Origin of the sequence: Exiguobacterium sp. s166, assembly GCF_018618855.1 — a bacterium.
GTDB lineage: Bacteria > Bacillota > Bacilli > Exiguobacteriales > Exiguobacteriaceae > Exiguobacterium_A.
In genome coordinates, this window is sequence record NZ_JACSMU010000003.1 from 22,264 (window position 1) to 41,060 (window position 18,797).

An 18,797-nucleotide genomic window follows, 5' to 3' on the forward strand; every position below is an offset into this window, starting at 1 on the left:
TGGAAAATGGAATTGGCGCAAAAAAGAATAGCCTCTTGAAAAATATTTTATTCAAAAAAAATATTCACCTATATGTAAGCGTTATCATCAAGAAGAGACGGTCTATCAAGGGATTTGAAGAACCGGATTTTAGAAATATACATGGTGGCGAATAAACATAAAAGAGTGTAAAGTATATTTTAACAGAATATACAGAAAATTTAGAACGGTTAGGAGCGTGGTAATATGTCATTTCATCAAATGCCGCAACGGCAAGGACTATATGATCCGAGACAAGAACACGATGCGTGTGGAATCGGGGTTTATGCTCATCGGACGGGACGAGTAAGTCATGAAATCGTTCAAAACGCCTTGAAGATGTTGTGTCAGATGGAACATCGGGGGGGACAAGGTAGTGATGCCAAAACAGGTGATGGAGCCGGCGTCCTCACACAAATACCAGATCGTCTCTTCCGCCAAACGTTACGAAATATCAACTTGCCACGCAGTGGGGACTACGGGGTAATGATGATGTTTTTGCCGCGGGAAGACCGCTTGCGGCAACGGTTGGAACGTGTTTTGGAATCGATTATTTTATCAGAAGGACAAGGGTTAATTGAGTGGCGAACTGTCCCGGTTACGAACACGGTAATCGGAGATAAAGCGCGTCAAACGGAACCCGTCATCCGGCAATGCTTTATTGAAGCCAAAAACGTCGAAGGATTAGCGTTCGAGCGGACACTGTTTTTGATTCGTCGACTTTTTGAGCGAGAAGCGGAGCAACTCGGTATCGAACAATACGTCTTAAGCAGCTCCAGCGAGACGATTGTCTACAAAGGACTGGTGACGACGGATCAACTCGGTTTGTATTTTGATGATTTGCAGGATGAACGGTACCAGTCTGGTTTCGCGATCGTCCACTCTAGATTCAGTACGAACACCTTTCCGAGCTGGAAACGTGCCCATCCTAACCGTTATCTCATCCATAATGGAGAAATCAATACATTACAAGGGAATGTCCGGGCAATGCGGAGCCGTGAAAACGGATTGGCCAAAACGACGTACGGCCGTCGGGCGAAAGATGTCTTACCGATTTTGGACGAATCGGGCAGTGACTCCTCGATGCTTGATAATGCGTTCGAGTTTTTATATCTGTCTGGATTGACGCTGGCAGAAACAGCATTGATGCTCGTGCCGGAACCGTTCGAACATGCAGAGGTCCGGCCGGCAAAGCGGGCGTATTATGAATATCACAGCAGTATGATGGAACCGTGGGATGGTCCGTCAGCGATTGTCTTCACGAATGGGAAACAGATTGGGGCGACACTTGACCGGAATGGTCTGCGACCTGCTCGGTACATGATGATGCGGGACGGTCATTTCATGTTATCTTCAGAATCCGGTGTTCTGCCGGTAGCTGAACACGATATCTTATTTAAGAAACGCCTTGTTCCGGGAGAACTGTTATTGCTTGATTTTGCGTCCGGCCAATTGATTTCAGATGAAGAGGTCAAGCGTGAACTCGCGATGCGCCATCCCTATGCCGAGTGGTTGGCGGAAGAGATGATAAAATTACCGGCAGACGTGAAAACGGAAGAGGTCTCGAATCTCGGAACGTTACAACGGTTGTTTGGTTACACACGGGAAGACATCGATCAGTATTTGATTCCGCTGGTGGAAGAGAAAAAAGATCCGTTAGGTGCGATGGGGACGGATATCCCGCTTGCTGTGCTGAGTGAACGGCCGCAATCCTTGTTCCGGTATTTTAAACAGCTATTCGCGCAGGTGACGAATCCGCCGATCGATGCGTTGCGGGAACAAATCGTTACGTCGACGATGACCTGGCTCGGTCAGCAAGGGGAACTGTTGACGCCGAACCGGCAGAACTGCCGTCGGATTCGTCTCACATCCCCGGTTCTCACGCCATCGGAAGCTGCGGCCTTAAAGCAGACGAAACTCGTTCACAAGACGCTCTCGACCGTATTTGACGGTCCGCTTGAGGAAACACTCGAAGCGTTACTCGAGCAAGCTGTCCATGCCGTCCGAGGGGGCTGTGAACTGTTGATTCTTTCCGACCGGAATGTCCGGCCGGGTGCTGTCCCGATGCCGATCCTGCTTGTCACAAGTGCTGTCCATCATCATTTGATACGGGAAGGTCTGCGGACGAAAGTCAGTTTAATCATCGAAGGTGGTGAAATCCGGGAAGTCCATCATTTTGCCGCCTTGCTCGGATACGGAGCCGATGCCATTCATCCTTACCTTGTCTATGCGACGTTACAGGATGCCGTTGTCGAAACGATGCCTGACTATGCGGAGCGATACCGGTCCGCAGTGACAGAGGGTGTGGTCAAAGTCATGTCGAAGATGGGCATTTCGACGGTCTTCAGTTACCGGGGGGCTCAAATTTTTGAGGCTGTCGGGATTGCCGAAGAGGTCATCGACCGTTACTTCACAGGAACTGTCTCGCAACTCGACGGTTTGAACTTGTCACTGATTGAACAGGAAGCTCTTCGTCAACATGAAGAAGGAATCAGACGGACACACCTTGAGTCAGGCAGTGTCTTCCGCTATCGGCACGACGGAGAACATCATGCGTTCAACCCGGCAACGATTCATTTACTGCAACATGCTTGCCGAACCGGTCGGTATGACTTGTTCAAAACCTATTCTTCCCGGATCCAGGAAGAACCGGCGACGTTTTTGCGTCACCTCATGTCTTTCCGGGAAACGACTCCGATTCCGCTTGAAGAAGTTGAACCGGTCAGCGAAATCGTCAAGTATTTCAAGACGGGAGCCATGTCTTACGGTTCGCTGTCCAAAGAGGCACACGAGACGTTAGCGATTGCGATGAACCGGCTCGGCGGGAAAAGTAACAGCGGTGAAGGCGGTGAGGAAGAGGAACGGTATCATTTGGATGAAAACGGTGATTCCCGGATGAGCCGGATCAAACAGATTGCATCTGGTCGATTCGGTGTCACGAGCGATTACCTCGTCCATGCCGACGAACTGCAAATCAAGGTCGCACAAGGAGCAAAGCCGGGAGAAGGCGGGCAGCTGCCGGGAGAAAAAGTTTACCCGTGGATTGCCCGTGTCCGGGCCTCGACACCCGGTGTCGGATTGATTTCACCTCCACCCCACCATGATATTTATTCGATTGAAGATTTGGCGCAGTTGATTCACGACTTGAAACGAGCGAATGATCAGGCGCGGATCAGTGTTAAGCTAGTCGCCAAAGGCGGTGTCGGAACGATTGCTGCCGGCGTCGCCAAAGGATTGGCCGATGTCATTGTCATCAGCGGTCATGACGGAGGGACCGGTGCTTCACCGAAGACCAGCATTCAACATACGGGATTACCGTGGGAACTGGGCTTGGCCGAAACCCATCAGACACTTGCATTAAACGGATTACGGGACCGGGTCGTTTTGGAAACGGATGGAAAGTTATTGACGGGACGCGATGTCATCATCGCTGCGATGCTCGGAGCCAATGAATACGGGTTTGCAACGGCACCGTTAATTGCCGTCGGCTGTATCATGATGCGGGCCTGCCACCTCGATACGTGTCCGGTTGGTGTCGCGACACAAGATCCGAAATTACGTGAGAAATTTACAGGATCGGCGGATCATGTCGTCCATTTCATGGAATTTGTCGCCGAAGAAGTCCGTGAATATTTAGCACAACTCGGTGTGAGACGTTTAGCCGATTTAGTCGGTCGGACCGAGCTGTTAGAAACGTCCAACCGGATGAAGACGCACTGGAAAGCTTCCAGTCTCGATTTATCCCGACTGTTCGTCATGCCGGGTTATTCGGCAGAAAACCGGCAGTATCAACAGCATTACGTCTCGGCTTCCTTTGACGGACGGGAACTGGAAACTGTCATCACGGATGAATCCTTTACGGAACAACAAACCTTTGCCTTCCCGATCACCAATATAGACCGGGCAATCGGAACGAATACCGGATCACGTTTGACACGGCTCTACGGCGCAATGGGGCTTCCGACGGATCGGTTAACGCTGAATCTGACAGGTTCAGCCGGTCAAAGTCTTGGGGCGTATATTCCACGCGGCATGACATTGAATGTGTCAGGAGATGCCAACGACTATGTCGGCAAGGGATTATCAGGGGGGGTCATCGCCGTTCGTCCACAGGCAAAATCGAGTTTTGTCTCTTCTGATCAGGTCATCATCGGAAATGTCGCACTGTACGGAGCGACAAGCGGCGAACTTTACGTCAATGGTCAAGCGGGGGAACGATTTGCTGTCCGGAACAGCGGAGCAACCGCGGTCGTTGAAGGGATCGGAAATCATGGTCTCGAATATATGACGGGCGGAAGTGTCGTCATCCTGGGTGATGTCGGACTAAACTTCGCGGCCGGAATGTCGGGTGGCGTCGCGTACGTCTTGCCAAAAGATGTTACACGTTTTGAGGCCCGGATCAATCGGGAACTCGTCGTAACGGGAGCTGTTTCTGACCCGGAAGAAGCAACACGCTTAAAATCGTTTATCGAGCGGCATGTTGCGCGGACGAACAGTGAACAAGGTCATGCCATCCTGGCAAACTGGGATCATGTCCTCAGCTCATTCATCCGTGTCATCCCGACGACCTACCAAGCTGTGACGACTCTGATGGCAGGCTACGCGCAACAGGGACACAATACAGAAGAAGCGATGTTGCTGGCATTTGAGACGCATATCGGACGCGGAACAGGAGGGGAAAAATGAAGAGACGGGATCAATTTATGAACGTTCCTCGCCAGGCAGGCAAGGAACGTGACAGCAGGGAAAGAGTTGGCGATTTTAATGAGTACAAAGAACGTTTTTCTGAATCGGAAGCGTCGGAGCAGGCCAGCCGTTGCATGGATTGCGGGACACCGTTTTGCCATGTCGGTGAGACGTATGGACAAGTCAAAATCGGGTGTCCGGTCTACAATTTGATTCCGGAATGGAACGTGCTGGTCGAACAGGGAAATTTCCACGAAGCCCTGCAGCGGCTCCAAGAGACAAATAACTTCCCGGAATTCACAGGCCGTGTCTGTCCCGCGCCGTGTGAAGGATCGTGCACCCTCTCGATCAACGAACCTGCTGTCACGATCAAACAGATCGAACGGACCATCATCGATATCGGTTTTGAAAAAGGATGGGTCCAACCGCGTATTCCGTCGGTCAGAAGTCAACACCGGATTGCAATTGTCGGTTCAGGGCCGGCCGGCTTAGCGGCAGCCGATCAATTGAACCAAGCGGGGCATCAAGTGACGGTGTTTGAACGGGAAGACCAAATTGGTGGATTATTGACATACGGGATTCCGGCGATGAAACTTTCGAAAGACATCGTTGCCCGTCGTGTCCGCTTGCTTGAGACGGAAGGTATCACGTTCAAAACCGGTGTCACGATCGGTCTTGATCTATCACTGGATCAACTGGAAGCCGATTACGATGCCGTCATCCTTTGTGTCGGCGCAACTGAACCAAGAAAAATACCGGACGCTCCGAGTAGTGGCGTCGGATACGCGATGGAATATTTGACAAGCGTGACGCGGCAACTTTTGACAGGACGAGCGTTAATCGACCTGCATGATACACGGGGGAAAGATGTCCTCGTAATCGGAGGCGGTGACACGGGAGCAGACTGTGTAGCGACGGCACTGCGGCAAGGATGCCGCTCCGTCGTCCAGTTCGGGAAACACGAGATGCCGGGTTCGGAACGCACACCGGACAACATGTGGCCGGATACACCGAACCTGTACAGCCTCGATTATGGTTATGAGGAAGCCCTCGTTCAATTTGGTCGTGATCCACGAGAATACTTGATTGCGATTGAGCGTTACACGACGGATGAAGCCGGACGATTAACCGGCGTCTGGACGATTCATAATGAAAAAATCCGCCATGGCGATGGACGGGTTGAGTTTCAGAAGCTTCTGGGCACCGAAAAATATTATCCGGTCGATACGATGTTGATTGCAATCGGGTTCAGCGGTGTCGAGCAGGATGTTCTACGTCATCTACCGGTTGAGACACAAAACGGGAAGATTAAAACGCGGTCGTACGCGACCGGCCGACCGGGTGTATTTGCCGCCGGCGATGCCCGGCGCGGTCAGTCATTGATTGTTTGGGCGATCCGGGAAGGACGGGAAGTTGCTGAAAAAGTTGAGCAACACCTCCTGAGCTTGCACCAGCAAACCGGTTGATCAGTAGTGAAATCAAAAAACGTTCGAGACTCCTCAGGCAGGAGATTCGAACGTTTTTTGGTTTGTCATGAATGTTGGACAATGTTAAAAAAAGAAAATTGATAATCCTGTTTATCTTGTACCCATTTCGAAGCGCTTTCAGCTAGGATGAAAGAGAAGGAGTGATTAGGATGGCCATTACTATTATCTTTGTCTGCGACTCAGGACTGGTCAGCAGTGTCATGGGAGCCAAAGTGTTGCGGAATCGATTACAAAAAGAGCATCTTCACGTAACAGTCGAGACATGCCGGGCGAAAGAAATCCCGACAGAGACCACATTTCTAATCGGTCCCCGGAAAATCGTATCCGATTTACCGGTCGATTCCACGTGCAAGGTATTTGCCGTCGATCATCTGTTGGCAGCGGCGTCCTATGATGATTTAATTGAGACCATTAGAAACGAGTTGATGCAACGTGATTGATTTTACGGCCCGCGAGCGGGAAATCCTATTTTATTTACTGACGAAATCAGAACCGGTTCAGATTCAGGAAATCGCAGAAGCACTCGAAACTTCGGAGCGGACGATTCAACGGGAACGCGAGCGGCTTGGACAAACGGTAGCGCCGTTTCAGTTAGAAATGAGTTATATCCGGGGAAGGGGCTTACAGTTGAGTGGCGATGAGGGACACAAACGGGAACTCCGTGAAGCATTGTTGTTATCGCATCGGCAGTTACCATCGTCGGAAGATCGGCAAGTCGAGCTTGCGTATCGGCTCTTACAAGAAGAAGGAATGATCAAACTGCAGGCTTTGGCACATGCCATGTACATCGCGCCAAGTACGATCAGTCAAGATTTAGAACAGGTTGATGAATGGTTTTGTCAGTATGCGCTGGAGTTAAAACGTAAAAAAGGATTAGGGGCGGAAGTCATCGGTGAAGAAATCGACAAACGCCGCTTGCTGGTATCCTTGATTTTCACCCAATGGGATGTCTTGTCCTTTTACCGATTTCTTCAGGGGCACGTCGATCAACTGCCTCATTTACTTCAAATCCACCAAAGGGAGTGGATTGAAGCAATTAACCAATCGTATGCCGTCATTGTTCCTTTGACGAAACAACAGGATATCAGTGACCGTCTCCTGATGCGGGCGGCACTGAGTTTAGCGGTACAAGCAATCCGGATGGACCGGTTCCCGATGGTCTACGAACTGAAAGCGTATCCGCTCGAAGTGCTGCATCACGTCGATACGCTGCAGCAACGGTTGCCGTATCCTTTATCGATTGCCGAGCGGCAATGGATTTCTGAGGAATTACGGAATTTCCAACAAGATCAGCTGGAGACCGGTGAAGAATTGGTCATTCGACTGCGTGTTAAACGACTCATCGAACAAGTCTCCTTATTGTACGGGGAAGCTTTTATGGAAGACCGGGCACTCGAACACGGTTTAGTCAGCCACATCATGTCATACACGAAACAAAACATCGTCAATCCGTCCTATGTCATCAAACAAATTGAACGGGAGTATCCGCGTCTGTTTGATGCCGTCAAACAAGCAGCTGAATTCGTCTTCAACGATCAAACGTTTGCAGATTATGATTTGGCATTTTGGGTGATGCACTTTGGTGCCGTTTTGAGTAAACCATTGCCGAAAATCCCGTACCGTGTCCTGGTCGTCTGTTCGGCGGGACTGGGATCATCCAAATTATTGATGAACCGGTTGCGACAGGAATTTACGGAATTGGAGCAGGTCGAAAGTTCGTCGCTCTTTGGCATCGGACGTCTACAGTTGAAGGATTATGACTTTGTGTTATCGACGGTGCCGTTACCGGATATCAGTCAACCTCATCTGCTCGTCAACCCGTTATTGCCCAAAGAAGAGGTTGAACGAATCCGGAAGTTGCTCGTTTCCTTACCTAAATCCTTCCAAGCCGCTCCTCGACAGGAATCATCCGGCTGGCTGGATTTATCCAGATTGGAAGAATTGGTTAAGACGGCCCGTCAATTAAGTGACGCCTTTTCCATCGAAACAATTTCCGCACAAACGGAAGGATTGGAAGAAATCCTTCTTGAAATCAGCAACGGACTGGTCGATAAAAATGTCACTTCATCGGCTGTTCAGTTGTCAACACAGTTGTTACGCCGGCACGAGATGTCCGGACTCGGGATTCCTGGTACACGCCTGGCATTGTTTCACGGTCGCGACGATTCGATTCACCGGGGGGGATTTTTCATCTATGAGCTCGAACAACCGATTGAGCTGCTCGGGATGGATCAAGCGATTCAACCGGTCGAACGGATTTTAGTTCTGGCTGCACCGGAAGAAGCGACGGATCAGCTGTTGCAACTGCTCAGTTCGATTAGTGGTGCCATCATCGAAAATGATGTGCAAACCCATCAGTTTGAATACGGAGATGTCCATCAGCTTCGGCAGATCTTGAACCGGACGTTCCGAAAAGTCATTGAACGGGAACTGCAGACGGTCGAGCAACCGCTTGATTTTTTATTGTGACGGCAAATCAGGAGAACCATTCGTTGATGCGGATGGTTCTTTTAGTCTTGTCCAAGAAGGTTGCCAAAACGTGAACTAGGAAAGATTGAGTAAGCGTTTCCAGAGCGCATACAATAAGGGCATAGCAAAGCACTTATCATACGATGCAAATGAAATGGAGGTACACCAATGACAACAACACAAGCAGGAAAACGCGGATTGCGTGTCCAGGTTCAACGGTTCGGAAGTTTCCTCAGCGGAATGGTCATGCCGAACATCGGTGCGTTCATCGCCTGGGGGATCATTACAGCGTTATTCATTCCGACCGGATGGGCACCGAATAAAAGTCTGGCAGAATTAGTCGGTCCGACGATCACGTATCTGTTACCGCTACTGATTGGTTTTACCGGTGGGAAGCTCATGCATGATGTCCGGGGAGGAGTCGTCGGAGCACTGGCGACGATGGGGGTTATCGTCGGAACAGACATTCCGATGTTCCTCGGCGCAATGGTCATGGGACCACTCGGGGGATTCACCATCAAGAAATTTGATCAATTGATTGAAGGAAAAGTCAAACCGGGTCTTGAGATGCTCGTCAACAACTTCTCAGTCGGAATTATCGGCGGTTTGCTGATGATCGGTGGATTTAAACTGTTTGGTCCATTAATGACAGGACTGGATGACATCATGGCAGCGGCAGTCGGAGCAATTGTTAGTGCACACCTGTTACCGCTCGCCAGTCTGTTCATCGAACCGGCTAAAATTTTGTTCCTCAACAATGCGATTAACCACGGGATTTTAAGTCCACTCGGCTTGGATCAAGTCAGTGAAGCCGGAAAATCAGTTCTGTTTTTACTTGAAGCGAATCCGGGTCCCGGTCTCGGTTTGTTACTCGCATATTCAATCTTCGGTTCCGGCGCAGCGAAAAAGACGGCTCCAGGGGCGGCCTTCATCCAATTTATCGGCGGGATTCATGAAATTTACTTCCCGTATGTGTTGATGAAACCCGTTCTCTTGCTCGCGATGATTGCCGGAGGAATGAGCGGTATCCTGACATTCGTCTTATTTGATGTCGGTCTTGTCGCACCCGCTTCACCCGGAAGTATCATTGCTGTCCTTGCGATGGCGTCCCGCGGTTCATACGTTGGCCTTGTTGCCGGTATCTTGATTTCCGCATCGGTAACGTTCGTCGTCTCGGCGGTCTTACTCAAAACGAGTAAAGCAAAAGAAACATCACTTGAAGAAGCGACGGCCAATGTCAGCGCGATGAAAGGCAAAAATTCGATCGCTTCATCGCTCGTCTCGGCTGAATCGGCAACTTCGTTAGCAGAAGTCGAACATATCATTTTTGCCTGCGATGCCGGAATGGGGTCAAGTGCGATGGGAGCATCCGTCTTACGTAACAAAATCAATAAAGCCGGATTGCCGATTAAAGTGACGAACACGTCAATCAGTCAACTCCCGAAAGACGCAGAGTTCATCATTACGCACCAGGATTTGACGCAACGGGCGAAGGAACAAGTACCGCAAGCCGAACACCGGTCCGTCGAAAACTTCTTGAATGCCGGATACTATGATCAACTGGTTCATGAAATTGAAACAGCACGAAATAAAATTTCTTAAAAAATAGACAGGAGTGAATGCATGATGGCAACAGCGATGAAATTAGAAAAAGAGATGGTGTTACTGAATCAACACTTTAGTTCAGACGAGGAAGCGATTGAAGCAGCAGGAGAATTACTTGTTAATCACGGGTATGTCCGTCCGAAATATATCGAATCGATGAAAACCCGTCACCGCTTATCGACGGTCTATATCGGAAACCACGTCGCGATTCCCCATGGTACGGAAGAGTCGAAAGGCGAAGTCCTGAAAACGGGATTATCGATTCTGCAAGTTCCGAACGGTGTCCCGTTCGGAGCGGAACAGGCGAAGCTGATTATTGGTATCGCGGGAATCGGCGACGAACACTTGGAACTGCTGTCGCATATTGCCATCATCTGTTCAGACGAAGAGAATGTCGAACGGTTGGTTAAGGCGCAGACGGCGGAAGACATCATTCAATTGTTAACTGTGGAGGTGTAAGGCATGAAAGCCGTTCATTTTGGAGCAGGAAACATCGGTCGGGGATTCATCGGCTTACAATTGGTTAAATCCGGTTATGACGTCTGTTTCATTGACGTCAACGCCGAAGTCGTCGAAGCATTGAAGTCGCGCCGGGCATATACGGTTGGCTATGCGGCAGAAGAAGCGGCGGCAGAGGAGGTATCCAACGTGACTGCCTTGAATAGTCAAACCGAAGCCGAGCAGGTGATGGAAGCAATCGCCACAGCCGATGTTGTGACGACGGCAGTCGGTCCAACGTTGCTCGCAAGAATCGCGCCGTTACTGGCAGAGGGAATCAAACGGCGGACGACAATGAAAAACGTATATGTCATCGCGTGTGAAAACATGATTGAGGGATCCAGTCACTTGCAGCAAGAAGTGATGCAACATCTGGATACGATGCCGCCGGGCGTCTTTTTCCCAAATGCCGCCGTCGACCGGATCGTTCCATTACAACATCATGAAGATCCGCTATATGTCGAAGTCGAACCGTTTTTCGAATGGGTCATTGAGACGAAAGACTTACCGGACGGGTATCCGACGTTTGAAGGGGTAACGTACGTCACGGACATTACACCATTCATCGAACGAAAGTTATTCACCGTTAACACCGGACACGCGATTGCCTCATACCTCGGTGCGTTATTTGGAAAAGAGACGATTGCTGAAAGTCTGCAGGACGTCCGTGTCCGACGCGGTGTCCAGACCGCTTTGTATGAGACCGGTTGGCTGTTGCTTGAAAAATACGGCTTTGATCCAAAAGATCACAGTGCGTACATCCAGAAAAATATTAAACGATTTGAAAATCCGCGGATTCATGATGAAATCGTCCGCGTCGCCCGTTCGCCGATTCGTAAACTCGGACCACGCGACCGCCTGGTCAAACCGGCCCGGGAATTAATGGATCGCGGAATCGAAGCGAATGGATTAGCCTTAGGGATTGCAGCCGCCTTAACCTATTCCGATCCAAATGATTCAGAATCTTCTGAATTAAACACGTTCATCGAAGAACATGGGATTCGCCAGACGGTCACGACCTATCTTGGTCTGGAGGCTGAAGAACGTCTCAGTCAATTGATTGTCAGTCAATACGAACAGATGCATCCGATGAGTGATTCGATTGCGTGATAGAGCTTACTTTCAACCAGTCTCGTTTTTGCGGAGACTGGTTTTTTTATATAAAGACATGAAAATTGTAGCCAAACACTGTAAACATCGAGATGCTGTTGAAATTTCCAAATCTCTAACATAAATCAATAGTCTTGTGTATAACAGATTTAGAATATTCGTTATCGAATATTTTTTGTGGTTATTGCGATGTACGCTATAGAAACGGAACTATTCTCCGATCCGATTCTTAGTTAAGAGAAGGTGGCATTATGCAAAATTATAAAGTGAACGTATATATGGTAAAAGGCGCACGATTAAAAACCAATCATTCTTTGACAGCCAAACACTTGATTTATACAAGTCAATTTTCATCGCATACACCGGTTGAACTGCTTCATCAACTGCTGTTAAATCGTCTGACACTCGATCAGGAACAGAACCAGCACTTGATGTATACACTCGAAGTCAATACCGTCGTCGACCAATACGTGATCGATGTCCGTCTTTTTTCTGAATTAGACGTGTCGGACAAGGTGGAACGCGGACTGATCGAATTGATTGAACGAGAAGAAGTGAGACATATTCAAGCGCTTGAAATCGGAAAACCGGACTATGCCGAATTTGCTCATTTGGTTTTGCATGTTAAACCGGGAGCACTCCGTGTCGATCAAGAGAAAATGCAGCGTGTCTTCGACGGATCTGGTGTCAACGGTCAAATCATTTTACAAAAAGAGCGGATCGACAGCCGGGAACCGTGTCACTCGATTCAATTGTTAATCGGCGGGATGGAAAAAAGTTTATACAGTTTATCGCATTATCAACTAGATCCGCTGTTCCGGAAATACGGCTTAGTCATCCAGTCCTTAAATCTGTTACCATTTGATCTGTTTTTGATTCGTGATAAAGTGGCGATGTTATCGTCTGCTGACGCCACGCGGCTATGGATTGATGACATTACGACTTCCAAAAACGGCAGAAGCCATCAAATCTGCTTTAAGGACGGTCAAGAATTCATGACGGTCATCTGTGATTTACACGGTTCGATCCGCTCGTATAAATGTTCTTGAGAGGGTCTTTGACGTTTAACATGGTTTCATTTCGGTTAAATCCTTTAGAGAAGAAGCTGAAGCTAAAGAATTGGAGATGAAGGATATGTTATCAGAAAAGCAAATCGAGACATTCAAAACACGTTTGTTAAAGGAAAAAGATAAAACGGAGACCAATATCGAAAATCGTGAAGTCGATTACGATACCGGGGAACTGTCGAGCTACGATAACCATCCGGGCGATTCAGGAGACGAACTCTTTTTACGGGAACGGGATCAAGCGATGACGGACATGCAGGAAGAGATGTTATCGGACGTCGATCTAGCGTTGAAAGCGATTGAAGATGGCACGTACGGCGTCTGTAAAGTCTGTGGAAAAGACATCGAAATCGAACGTCTTGATATCATTCCGGAAACGTTGTTATGTATTGAAGACGCTAAAAAAGAAGAAGAAAAAGTCGGGAACGATCCGGCATCCCGTCCGAGTGAAGAAGCGGTTCTTGATCCGTCCGTCACGGCAACCGGAAAAGATATCGACGGGGCAACCGACGGATTCAGTAAGGTCGGTGAGTTCGGCAACTCAGACACACCTTCTGACAAAGAGGATGGTATTGACCCGACACGCTAAATTAAACGAGCAACACGTCCACCCGTTTTAGGAGGACGTGTTTTTTTATAAAAATTTCTGGATAAAAAATATCGGAAAATTTTGACTTTTATCAAACATTTGGTACGATAGAAACGAGAAGACATTTCGATAGGGGTAAAATGAAAGCGCATACATGAGATACCTTCTCGTCGTTTGACCATTTTATTTGAGGGAGGAACAATCAGATGATTTATGAGATTCCAAACACGCAAGGGTCGAAGGTACAGTACAAGGATCGTTATGAAAATTTCATTAATGGCAAGTGGACGGCACCGGTCGGTGGAGAATATTTTGATAACGTGACGCCGATTACCGGGAAAGTGTTATGTCAAGTAGCCCGTTCAGGGAAAGAAGATGTCGAGCTGGCACTTGATGCAGCACATGCGGCAAAAGATGCCTGGGGCAAGACGTCAGTCGCAGAACGGTCAAACATTTTAAATAAAATTGCGAATCGGATGGAAGAAAATCTTGAGATGCTCGCCTATGCGGAAACGCTTGAAAACGGAAAAGCTGTACGCGAGACACTGAATGCCGACCTTCCGCTCGCCATCGATCATTTCCGGTACTTTGCAGGGGTCATCCGGGCGCAAGAAGGTTCAATCGGGGAACTCGACAACGATACGGTCGCCTATCATTTCCATGAGCCGCTTGGAGTCGTCGGTCAAATCATTCCGTGGAACTTCCCGATTTTAATGGCTGTCTGGAAACTGGCACCGGCACTCGCGGCAGGAAACTGTGTCGTCTTGAAACCGGCGGAACAAACACCGGCAAGTATTCTGTTACTGACGGAACTGATTGAAGATTTATTACCTCCGGGTGTCTTGAATATCGTCAACGGTTTTGGGCTTGAAGCCGGAAAACCGCTCGCGTCGAGCAAACGGATCGCAAAAATTGCTTTCACGGGTGAAACGACGACAGGACGGCTCATCATGCAGTATGCTTCGCAAAACATCATTCCGGTCACACTCGAGCTCGGTGGGAAATCACCAAACATTTTCTTTGCCGACATCATGGATGCCGATGATGCCTTCTTCGATAAAGCGATTGAAGGATTATTGATGTTTGCCTTGAACCAAGGCGAAGTCTGTACATGTCCATCGCGTGCCTTGATTGAAGAATCGATCTACGAACCATTCATGGAGCGTGTACTGGAGCGGGTCAAAGCAATCAAACTCGGCAATCCGCTTGATGCTGACGTCATGATGGGTGCCCAGGCGTCGAGTGAACAAATGGAAAAAATCCTCTCGTATCTTGAAATCGGAAAATCGGAAGGGGCCGAATGCCTGATTGGCGGCGAACGGAACCATCTTGACGGCGACTTGGCGGATGGTTATTACATTCAGCCGACAATTTTCAAAGGACATAACAAAATGCGGATTTTCCAAGAAGAGATTTTTGGTCCTGTCCTATCGGTCACAACGTTTAAAACAGAAGAAGAAGCGTTGCAAATCGCCAATGACACACTGTACGGTTTAGGTGCAGGCGTCTGGACACGCGATATGAACCGCGCATACCGCTTCGGACGGGCGATCGAAGCTGGACGGGTCTGGACAAACTGTTACCACCAGTACCCGGCACACGCCGCGTTCGGTGGCTATAAAATGTCAGGAATCGGTCGTGAAAACCATAAAATGATGCTCAACCATTACCAACGGACAAAAAACCTTCTCGTCAGTTACAGCCCGGATAAACTTGGTTTCTTCTAATCGAAGAAAGGATGTGGCGACATGGTCGAACGTGTACTTGCGACCGATGCCGGCTTGGAATTGATTGAACGGCTGAAAGCGAAACACGGACCGTTGATGTTTCACCAATCGGGTGGCTGTTGCGACGGCAGTTCCCCGATGTGTTTTGCGGAAGGCGATTTATTTTTAGGGGATCAGGATTTATTGATCGGCACAATCGGTGGTTGTCCGTTTTATATTCATGAGGATCAGTATGAATATTGGAAACATACACAATTGATCATTGATGTCGTCAATGGTCGAGGCGGAATGTTTTCTTTGGAAGGTGTCGAGGGCAAACGATTTTTGACACGTTCTCGTGCTTTTACGACTGAAGAATATGCAGAACTCACGGCATCTACCAAATCGTAATTCGATAAATAACACCTCGCTCGAATCTTTAAGGAATCATCCTTAAAGATTCGAGACGAAGGTGTTTTTTTGGGCGTAAAAACCTGAATGAGAGGTCACGTTTTATTTATAGGCGGCGTCACGTTATAATTAAAAGATATTTTACAAAAAGAGGAGGGCGAAACATGGCAACATTTCAAGAATTGACGTCAATTGAAGACGTAAGGGACTTTTATCTTCAAGAATCGGCAAGTTTCATTTATATTTCCAGTCCGGGCTGTGGCGTTTGTGCCTCGTTGTTTCCACAAATCGAACCGATTTTGGCAAATCATCCCGAATTTCGGTCTGGACATGTTGACTTGGTTACCGTCCCGGAAATTGTCGGAGAATTTTCGGTGTTTACCGCGCCTTCTTTGTTGTTTTTTGTTCAAGGAAAAGAACTTCACCGGGAAGCACGAATCGTTCCAATCGAACCGTTTACCCGGAAAGTCGAACAACTCAGCCGATTAGTGGCTTCGATGAACTGAAAAATCCAACATCGTCAGGAGGAAACAATCATGCGCTATCCCTTTTTAGGCTGGACCGGCCAAACAATCGGTGTGACAGCTCCGTCTTCCGGAGTGCCGGAAAACTTACATTCAATGCTCGAGGAAGCAACGTTGCGTCTCCAGGATCGGCAAATGGCAGTCACAATCGGACAAACGGTTTGGACGCAACATCAGGCGGAAAGCGCTCCGGCTCAAACACGAGCGGATGAACTGAATGAGATGCTGAAAAATCCGGAAATCGATGCAATCCTTCCACCTTTTGGAGGAGAACGGGCGATTGATGTATTACCGTTTTTGGATTTCGAACGAATCCCGGTAAAATGGTTGCTTGGGTACTCGGATATCAGTACGCTCCTGTTTGCCATCACAGTCAAGACAGGCATCGCGACAGCACATGGACCGAATTTTGTAGACATGCGCAGCGAAGAATGGGATGAAACGACGACAGCCTGGCGGCGAGTGCTGGCGACGCCTGCCGGAGGGACCGTCACTCAGTGGACGTCTGATCTGTATCAAACCAAATGGAACCATTCAGAACGACCAGAACGTTATATGTATCATCTTGATGCAACGACAGAGTGGAAAACGCTGGATCCGACACAAAAACAGGTATCCGGGCGGTTGCTTGGCGGGTGTCTTGAGACGATTCGTCATCTCATCGGAACGCCGTATGGAGACGTAGCAGCATTTCAGGAAAACCAGATTAACGAAGAACCGATTCTTTGGTATTTCGAAGTGTCGGAAGCGAGCGCTACTGACGTTCACCGTTCACTGATGCAGATGTATCTCGCGGGTTGGTTCGAGCGGACATCTGGAATCGTGTTCGGACGAACGGCAGGTGGTCGGACGATCGAAGATTATACGATCCTAGATGTCTATGAAACGTTTAAAAGACTGTTGAATATCCCGGTGTTTTACGATCTCGACATCGGACATCAACCGCCGCAAATGACACTCGTCAACGGAGCATCGGCAACCATCACGATTCAAGGAAAAGATTCTAGATTAGACATGACGTTTCAGTGATCTAGAAGAGGAGGACAGATATGGCGAGTCGGAAGTTTCAATCGTTAGCAGCGTATAAACGGATACACATCAATCCGGAAACACGTCGGATGACCTTACCTGAACCATTTTATGATGCATTACAGTTAAAAGATGAACTGATGTTGGCGCAGGTCGGTCAAGTGTTGATTATCCGCAATCCACAGGAAATCGTCACGACGGAAACGGATTTGCTGTCGGACATCGTCGACGAAGGTTTCACAGGACAAGAATTAGTTCAGGAATTTGCTTACCGAAAGGCACAACACGAACATCGTCTGCGGCAACAAATTTTACAAGAAGAAGATGCCGAGTCTTCGGCACAATTACAAATTGATTTATAAGAGCAGATGAGGAGTGGAAGCAATGCGAACACGAACAAAAATCGGCTTAGGTGTAATCGGTTCAGGGATGCTCGCGGCGAGTTATTACTTTTATGAAATGGCGATTGCGACCAATCCGAAACCCTTTTTATCCAACAACCGTGATTTGAGTGACGAGATGGTTCGTCTGATGCAACCGGGTCAAACGTGGATCAAAGAACAGCCGCTGGAGCTGATTGAAGTAAAGGCGCATGATGGATTAACCTTACGCGGGCATTACTTACCGCCGCTTGTTCCATCGAATCGGGTCGTCATTTTAGTTCACGGATACGGTGGAGTCGGAACAGACTTAGCCGGATTTGCGTATCTGTATCATCAAGCCGGTTTCCATGTCATGATGCCGGACAACCGAGGACACGGAAAAAGTGACGGGAACTATATCGGATTTGGTTGGCATGACCGTGAAGATTGTCTTCGGTGGACCGAGTACCTGGTGGCCCGTCTTGGACAAGAAAGTGCGATTTTCTTACATGGTGTCTCAATGGGGGGAGCGACCGTTCTGATGACAAGTGGTGAAGTTTTGCCGCCGCAAATCAAAGGAATTATCTCCGATTGTGCCTACACGTCGGTCAATGCCGTCCTTGCCTATCAAATGAAACGGATGTACCGTCTGCCCCATTTTCCATTTTTGACGATGACAAGCATTTTGACGAAAATGAAAGCAGGTTATTTTTTCAGTGAAGCGTCTGCACTTAAACAAGTGAAGCGGGCGACGGTGCCAATTCTGTTTTTACACGGTGGAGCGGATACGTTTGTTCCAACCTCGATGGTCTATGAATTGTATCAAGCCTGTCCGACAGAAAAAGAATTGGTAGTCATTCCGAATGCTGCCCACGCGATGGCTTACTTTGAAGATCCGGACACTTATGATGCGGTCGTCGAAACATTTGTCCGTCGGATTTTAGGCGAACCAATGGAACGCGTGTAAAAAAATGCGTGAAATCGTTGACATCAAAAACACTATTTAGTATTCTAATAACATAAATAGAAGTCGTCGTGGCGGAACTGGTAGACGCGCTAGACTCAGAATCTAGTGGTGGCAACACCGTGGAGGTTCAAGTCCTCTCGGCGGCATTTTTAAGTGAAAATAGGAGTACTCTTCGTAAGAAGTGGGCTTCTATTTTTTTTATAAAAATTTTTGATTCATGTCCTTAACAAGTTTGTTCGTAAAATTTGAATTTTTCTGATAAAATATGT

General features: G+C 48.3%; 15 protein-coding genes and 1 tRNA gene. All 16 read left to right on the forward strand.

Features of this window, described 5'->3' with window-relative positions; genetic code table 11:
* Positions 1-225 precede the first annotated feature (225 nt).
* Positions 226-4,704: a glutamate synthase large subunit gene (gltB, locus tag KNP93_RS07890; RefSeq protein WP_214854351.1), complete on the forward strand. Its 4,479-nt coding sequence runs from the start codon at positions 226-228 to the stop codon at positions 4,702-4,704.
* A complete protein-coding gene (locus KNP93_RS07895; RefSeq protein ID WP_214854354.1) occupies positions 4,701-6,170 on the forward strand; it encodes a glutamate synthase subunit beta in 1,470 nt (489 codons plus the stop codon). The genes gltB and KNP93_RS07895 overlap by 4 nt, the downstream gene beginning before the upstream one ends.
* 170 nt (positions 6,171-6,340) lie before the next feature.
* Positions 6,341-6,631, forward strand: coding sequence for a PTS sugar transporter subunit IIB (locus KNP93_RS07900; RefSeq protein WP_131503638.1), 291 nt, complete (start codon positions 6,341-6,343; stop codon positions 6,629-6,631).
* On the forward strand, positions 6,624-8,660 hold the full coding sequence (locus KNP93_RS15875) for a BglG family transcription antiterminator (RefSeq protein ID WP_214854358.1): 2,037 nt from the start codon (positions 6,624-6,626) through the stop codon (positions 8,658-8,660). The genes KNP93_RS07900 and KNP93_RS15875 overlap by 8 nt, the downstream gene beginning before the upstream one ends.
* A gap of 168 nt (positions 8,661-8,828) precedes the next feature.
* Positions 8,829-10,262 (forward strand): PTS mannitol transporter subunit IIBC, encoded by a 1,434-nt coding sequence (locus KNP93_RS07910; RefSeq protein WP_131972568.1) that lies wholly within the window; start codon positions 8,829-8,831, stop codon positions 10,260-10,262.
* A 24-nt stretch (positions 10,263-10,286) separates the two neighbouring features.
* Entirely contained in the window at positions 10,287-10,724 is a 438-nt protein-coding gene (locus KNP93_RS07915) for a PTS mannitol transporter subunit IIA (protein ID WP_251138759.1), read from the forward strand.
* A 3-nt stretch (positions 10,725-10,727) separates the two neighbouring features.
* Positions 10,728-11,873, forward strand: coding sequence for a mannitol-1-phosphate 5-dehydrogenase (locus KNP93_RS07920; protein ID WP_188004461.1), 1,146 nt, complete (start codon positions 10,728-10,730; stop codon positions 11,871-11,873).
* A gap of 251 nt (positions 11,874-12,124) precedes the next feature.
* Entirely contained in the window at positions 12,125-12,922 is a 798-nt protein-coding gene (locus tag KNP93_RS07925) for a hypothetical protein (protein ID WP_188004460.1), read from the forward strand.
* Positions 12,923-13,007: 85 nt separating this feature from the next.
* The gene (locus KNP93_RS07930) at positions 13,008-13,529 is read left to right on the forward strand and encodes a TraR/DksA C4-type zinc finger protein (protein ID WP_131972571.1); all 522 of its coding nucleotides are present in this window, start codon (positions 13,008-13,010) and stop codon (positions 13,527-13,529) included.
* Positions 13,530-13,735: 206 nt separating this feature from the next.
* The gene (adh, locus tag KNP93_RS07935) at positions 13,736-15,256 is read left to right on the forward strand and encodes an aldehyde dehydrogenase (protein WP_188004459.1); all 1,521 of its coding nucleotides are present in this window, start codon (positions 13,736-13,738) and stop codon (positions 15,254-15,256) included.
* A 21-nt stretch (positions 15,257-15,277) separates the two neighbouring features.
* Positions 15,278-15,646, forward strand: coding sequence for a DUF779 domain-containing protein (locus tag KNP93_RS07940; RefSeq protein WP_131972573.1), 369 nt, complete (start codon positions 15,278-15,280; stop codon positions 15,644-15,646).
* Positions 15,647-15,810: 164 nt separating this feature from the next.
* Complete coding sequence (locus KNP93_RS07945; protein WP_188004458.1) at positions 15,811-16,152, forward strand: thioredoxin family protein; 342 nt, start codon at positions 15,811-15,813, stop codon at positions 16,150-16,152.
* Between the two features lie 30 nt (positions 16,153-16,182).
* Positions 16,183-17,199 carry a S66 family peptidase gene (locus tag KNP93_RS07950; protein WP_214854361.1) on the forward strand — a complete coding sequence of 339 codons (1,017 nt, stop codon included), beginning with the start codon at positions 16,183-16,185 and terminating at the stop codon, positions 17,197-17,199.
* Positions 17,200-17,219: 20 nt separating this feature from the next.
* Positions 17,220-17,561, forward strand: coding sequence for a hypothetical protein (locus KNP93_RS07955; RefSeq protein WP_131503646.1), 342 nt, complete (start codon positions 17,220-17,222; stop codon positions 17,559-17,561).
* A 22-nt stretch (positions 17,562-17,583) separates the two neighbouring features.
* Positions 17,584-18,528 (forward strand): alpha/beta hydrolase, encoded by a 945-nt coding sequence (locus KNP93_RS07960; RefSeq protein ID WP_131503647.1) that lies wholly within the window; start codon positions 17,584-17,586, stop codon positions 18,526-18,528.
* Positions 18,529-18,590: 62 nt separating this feature from the next.
* A tRNA-Leu gene (locus KNP93_RS07965) sits at positions 18,591-18,674 on the forward strand.
* Positions 18,675-18,797: the final 123 nt, after the last annotated feature.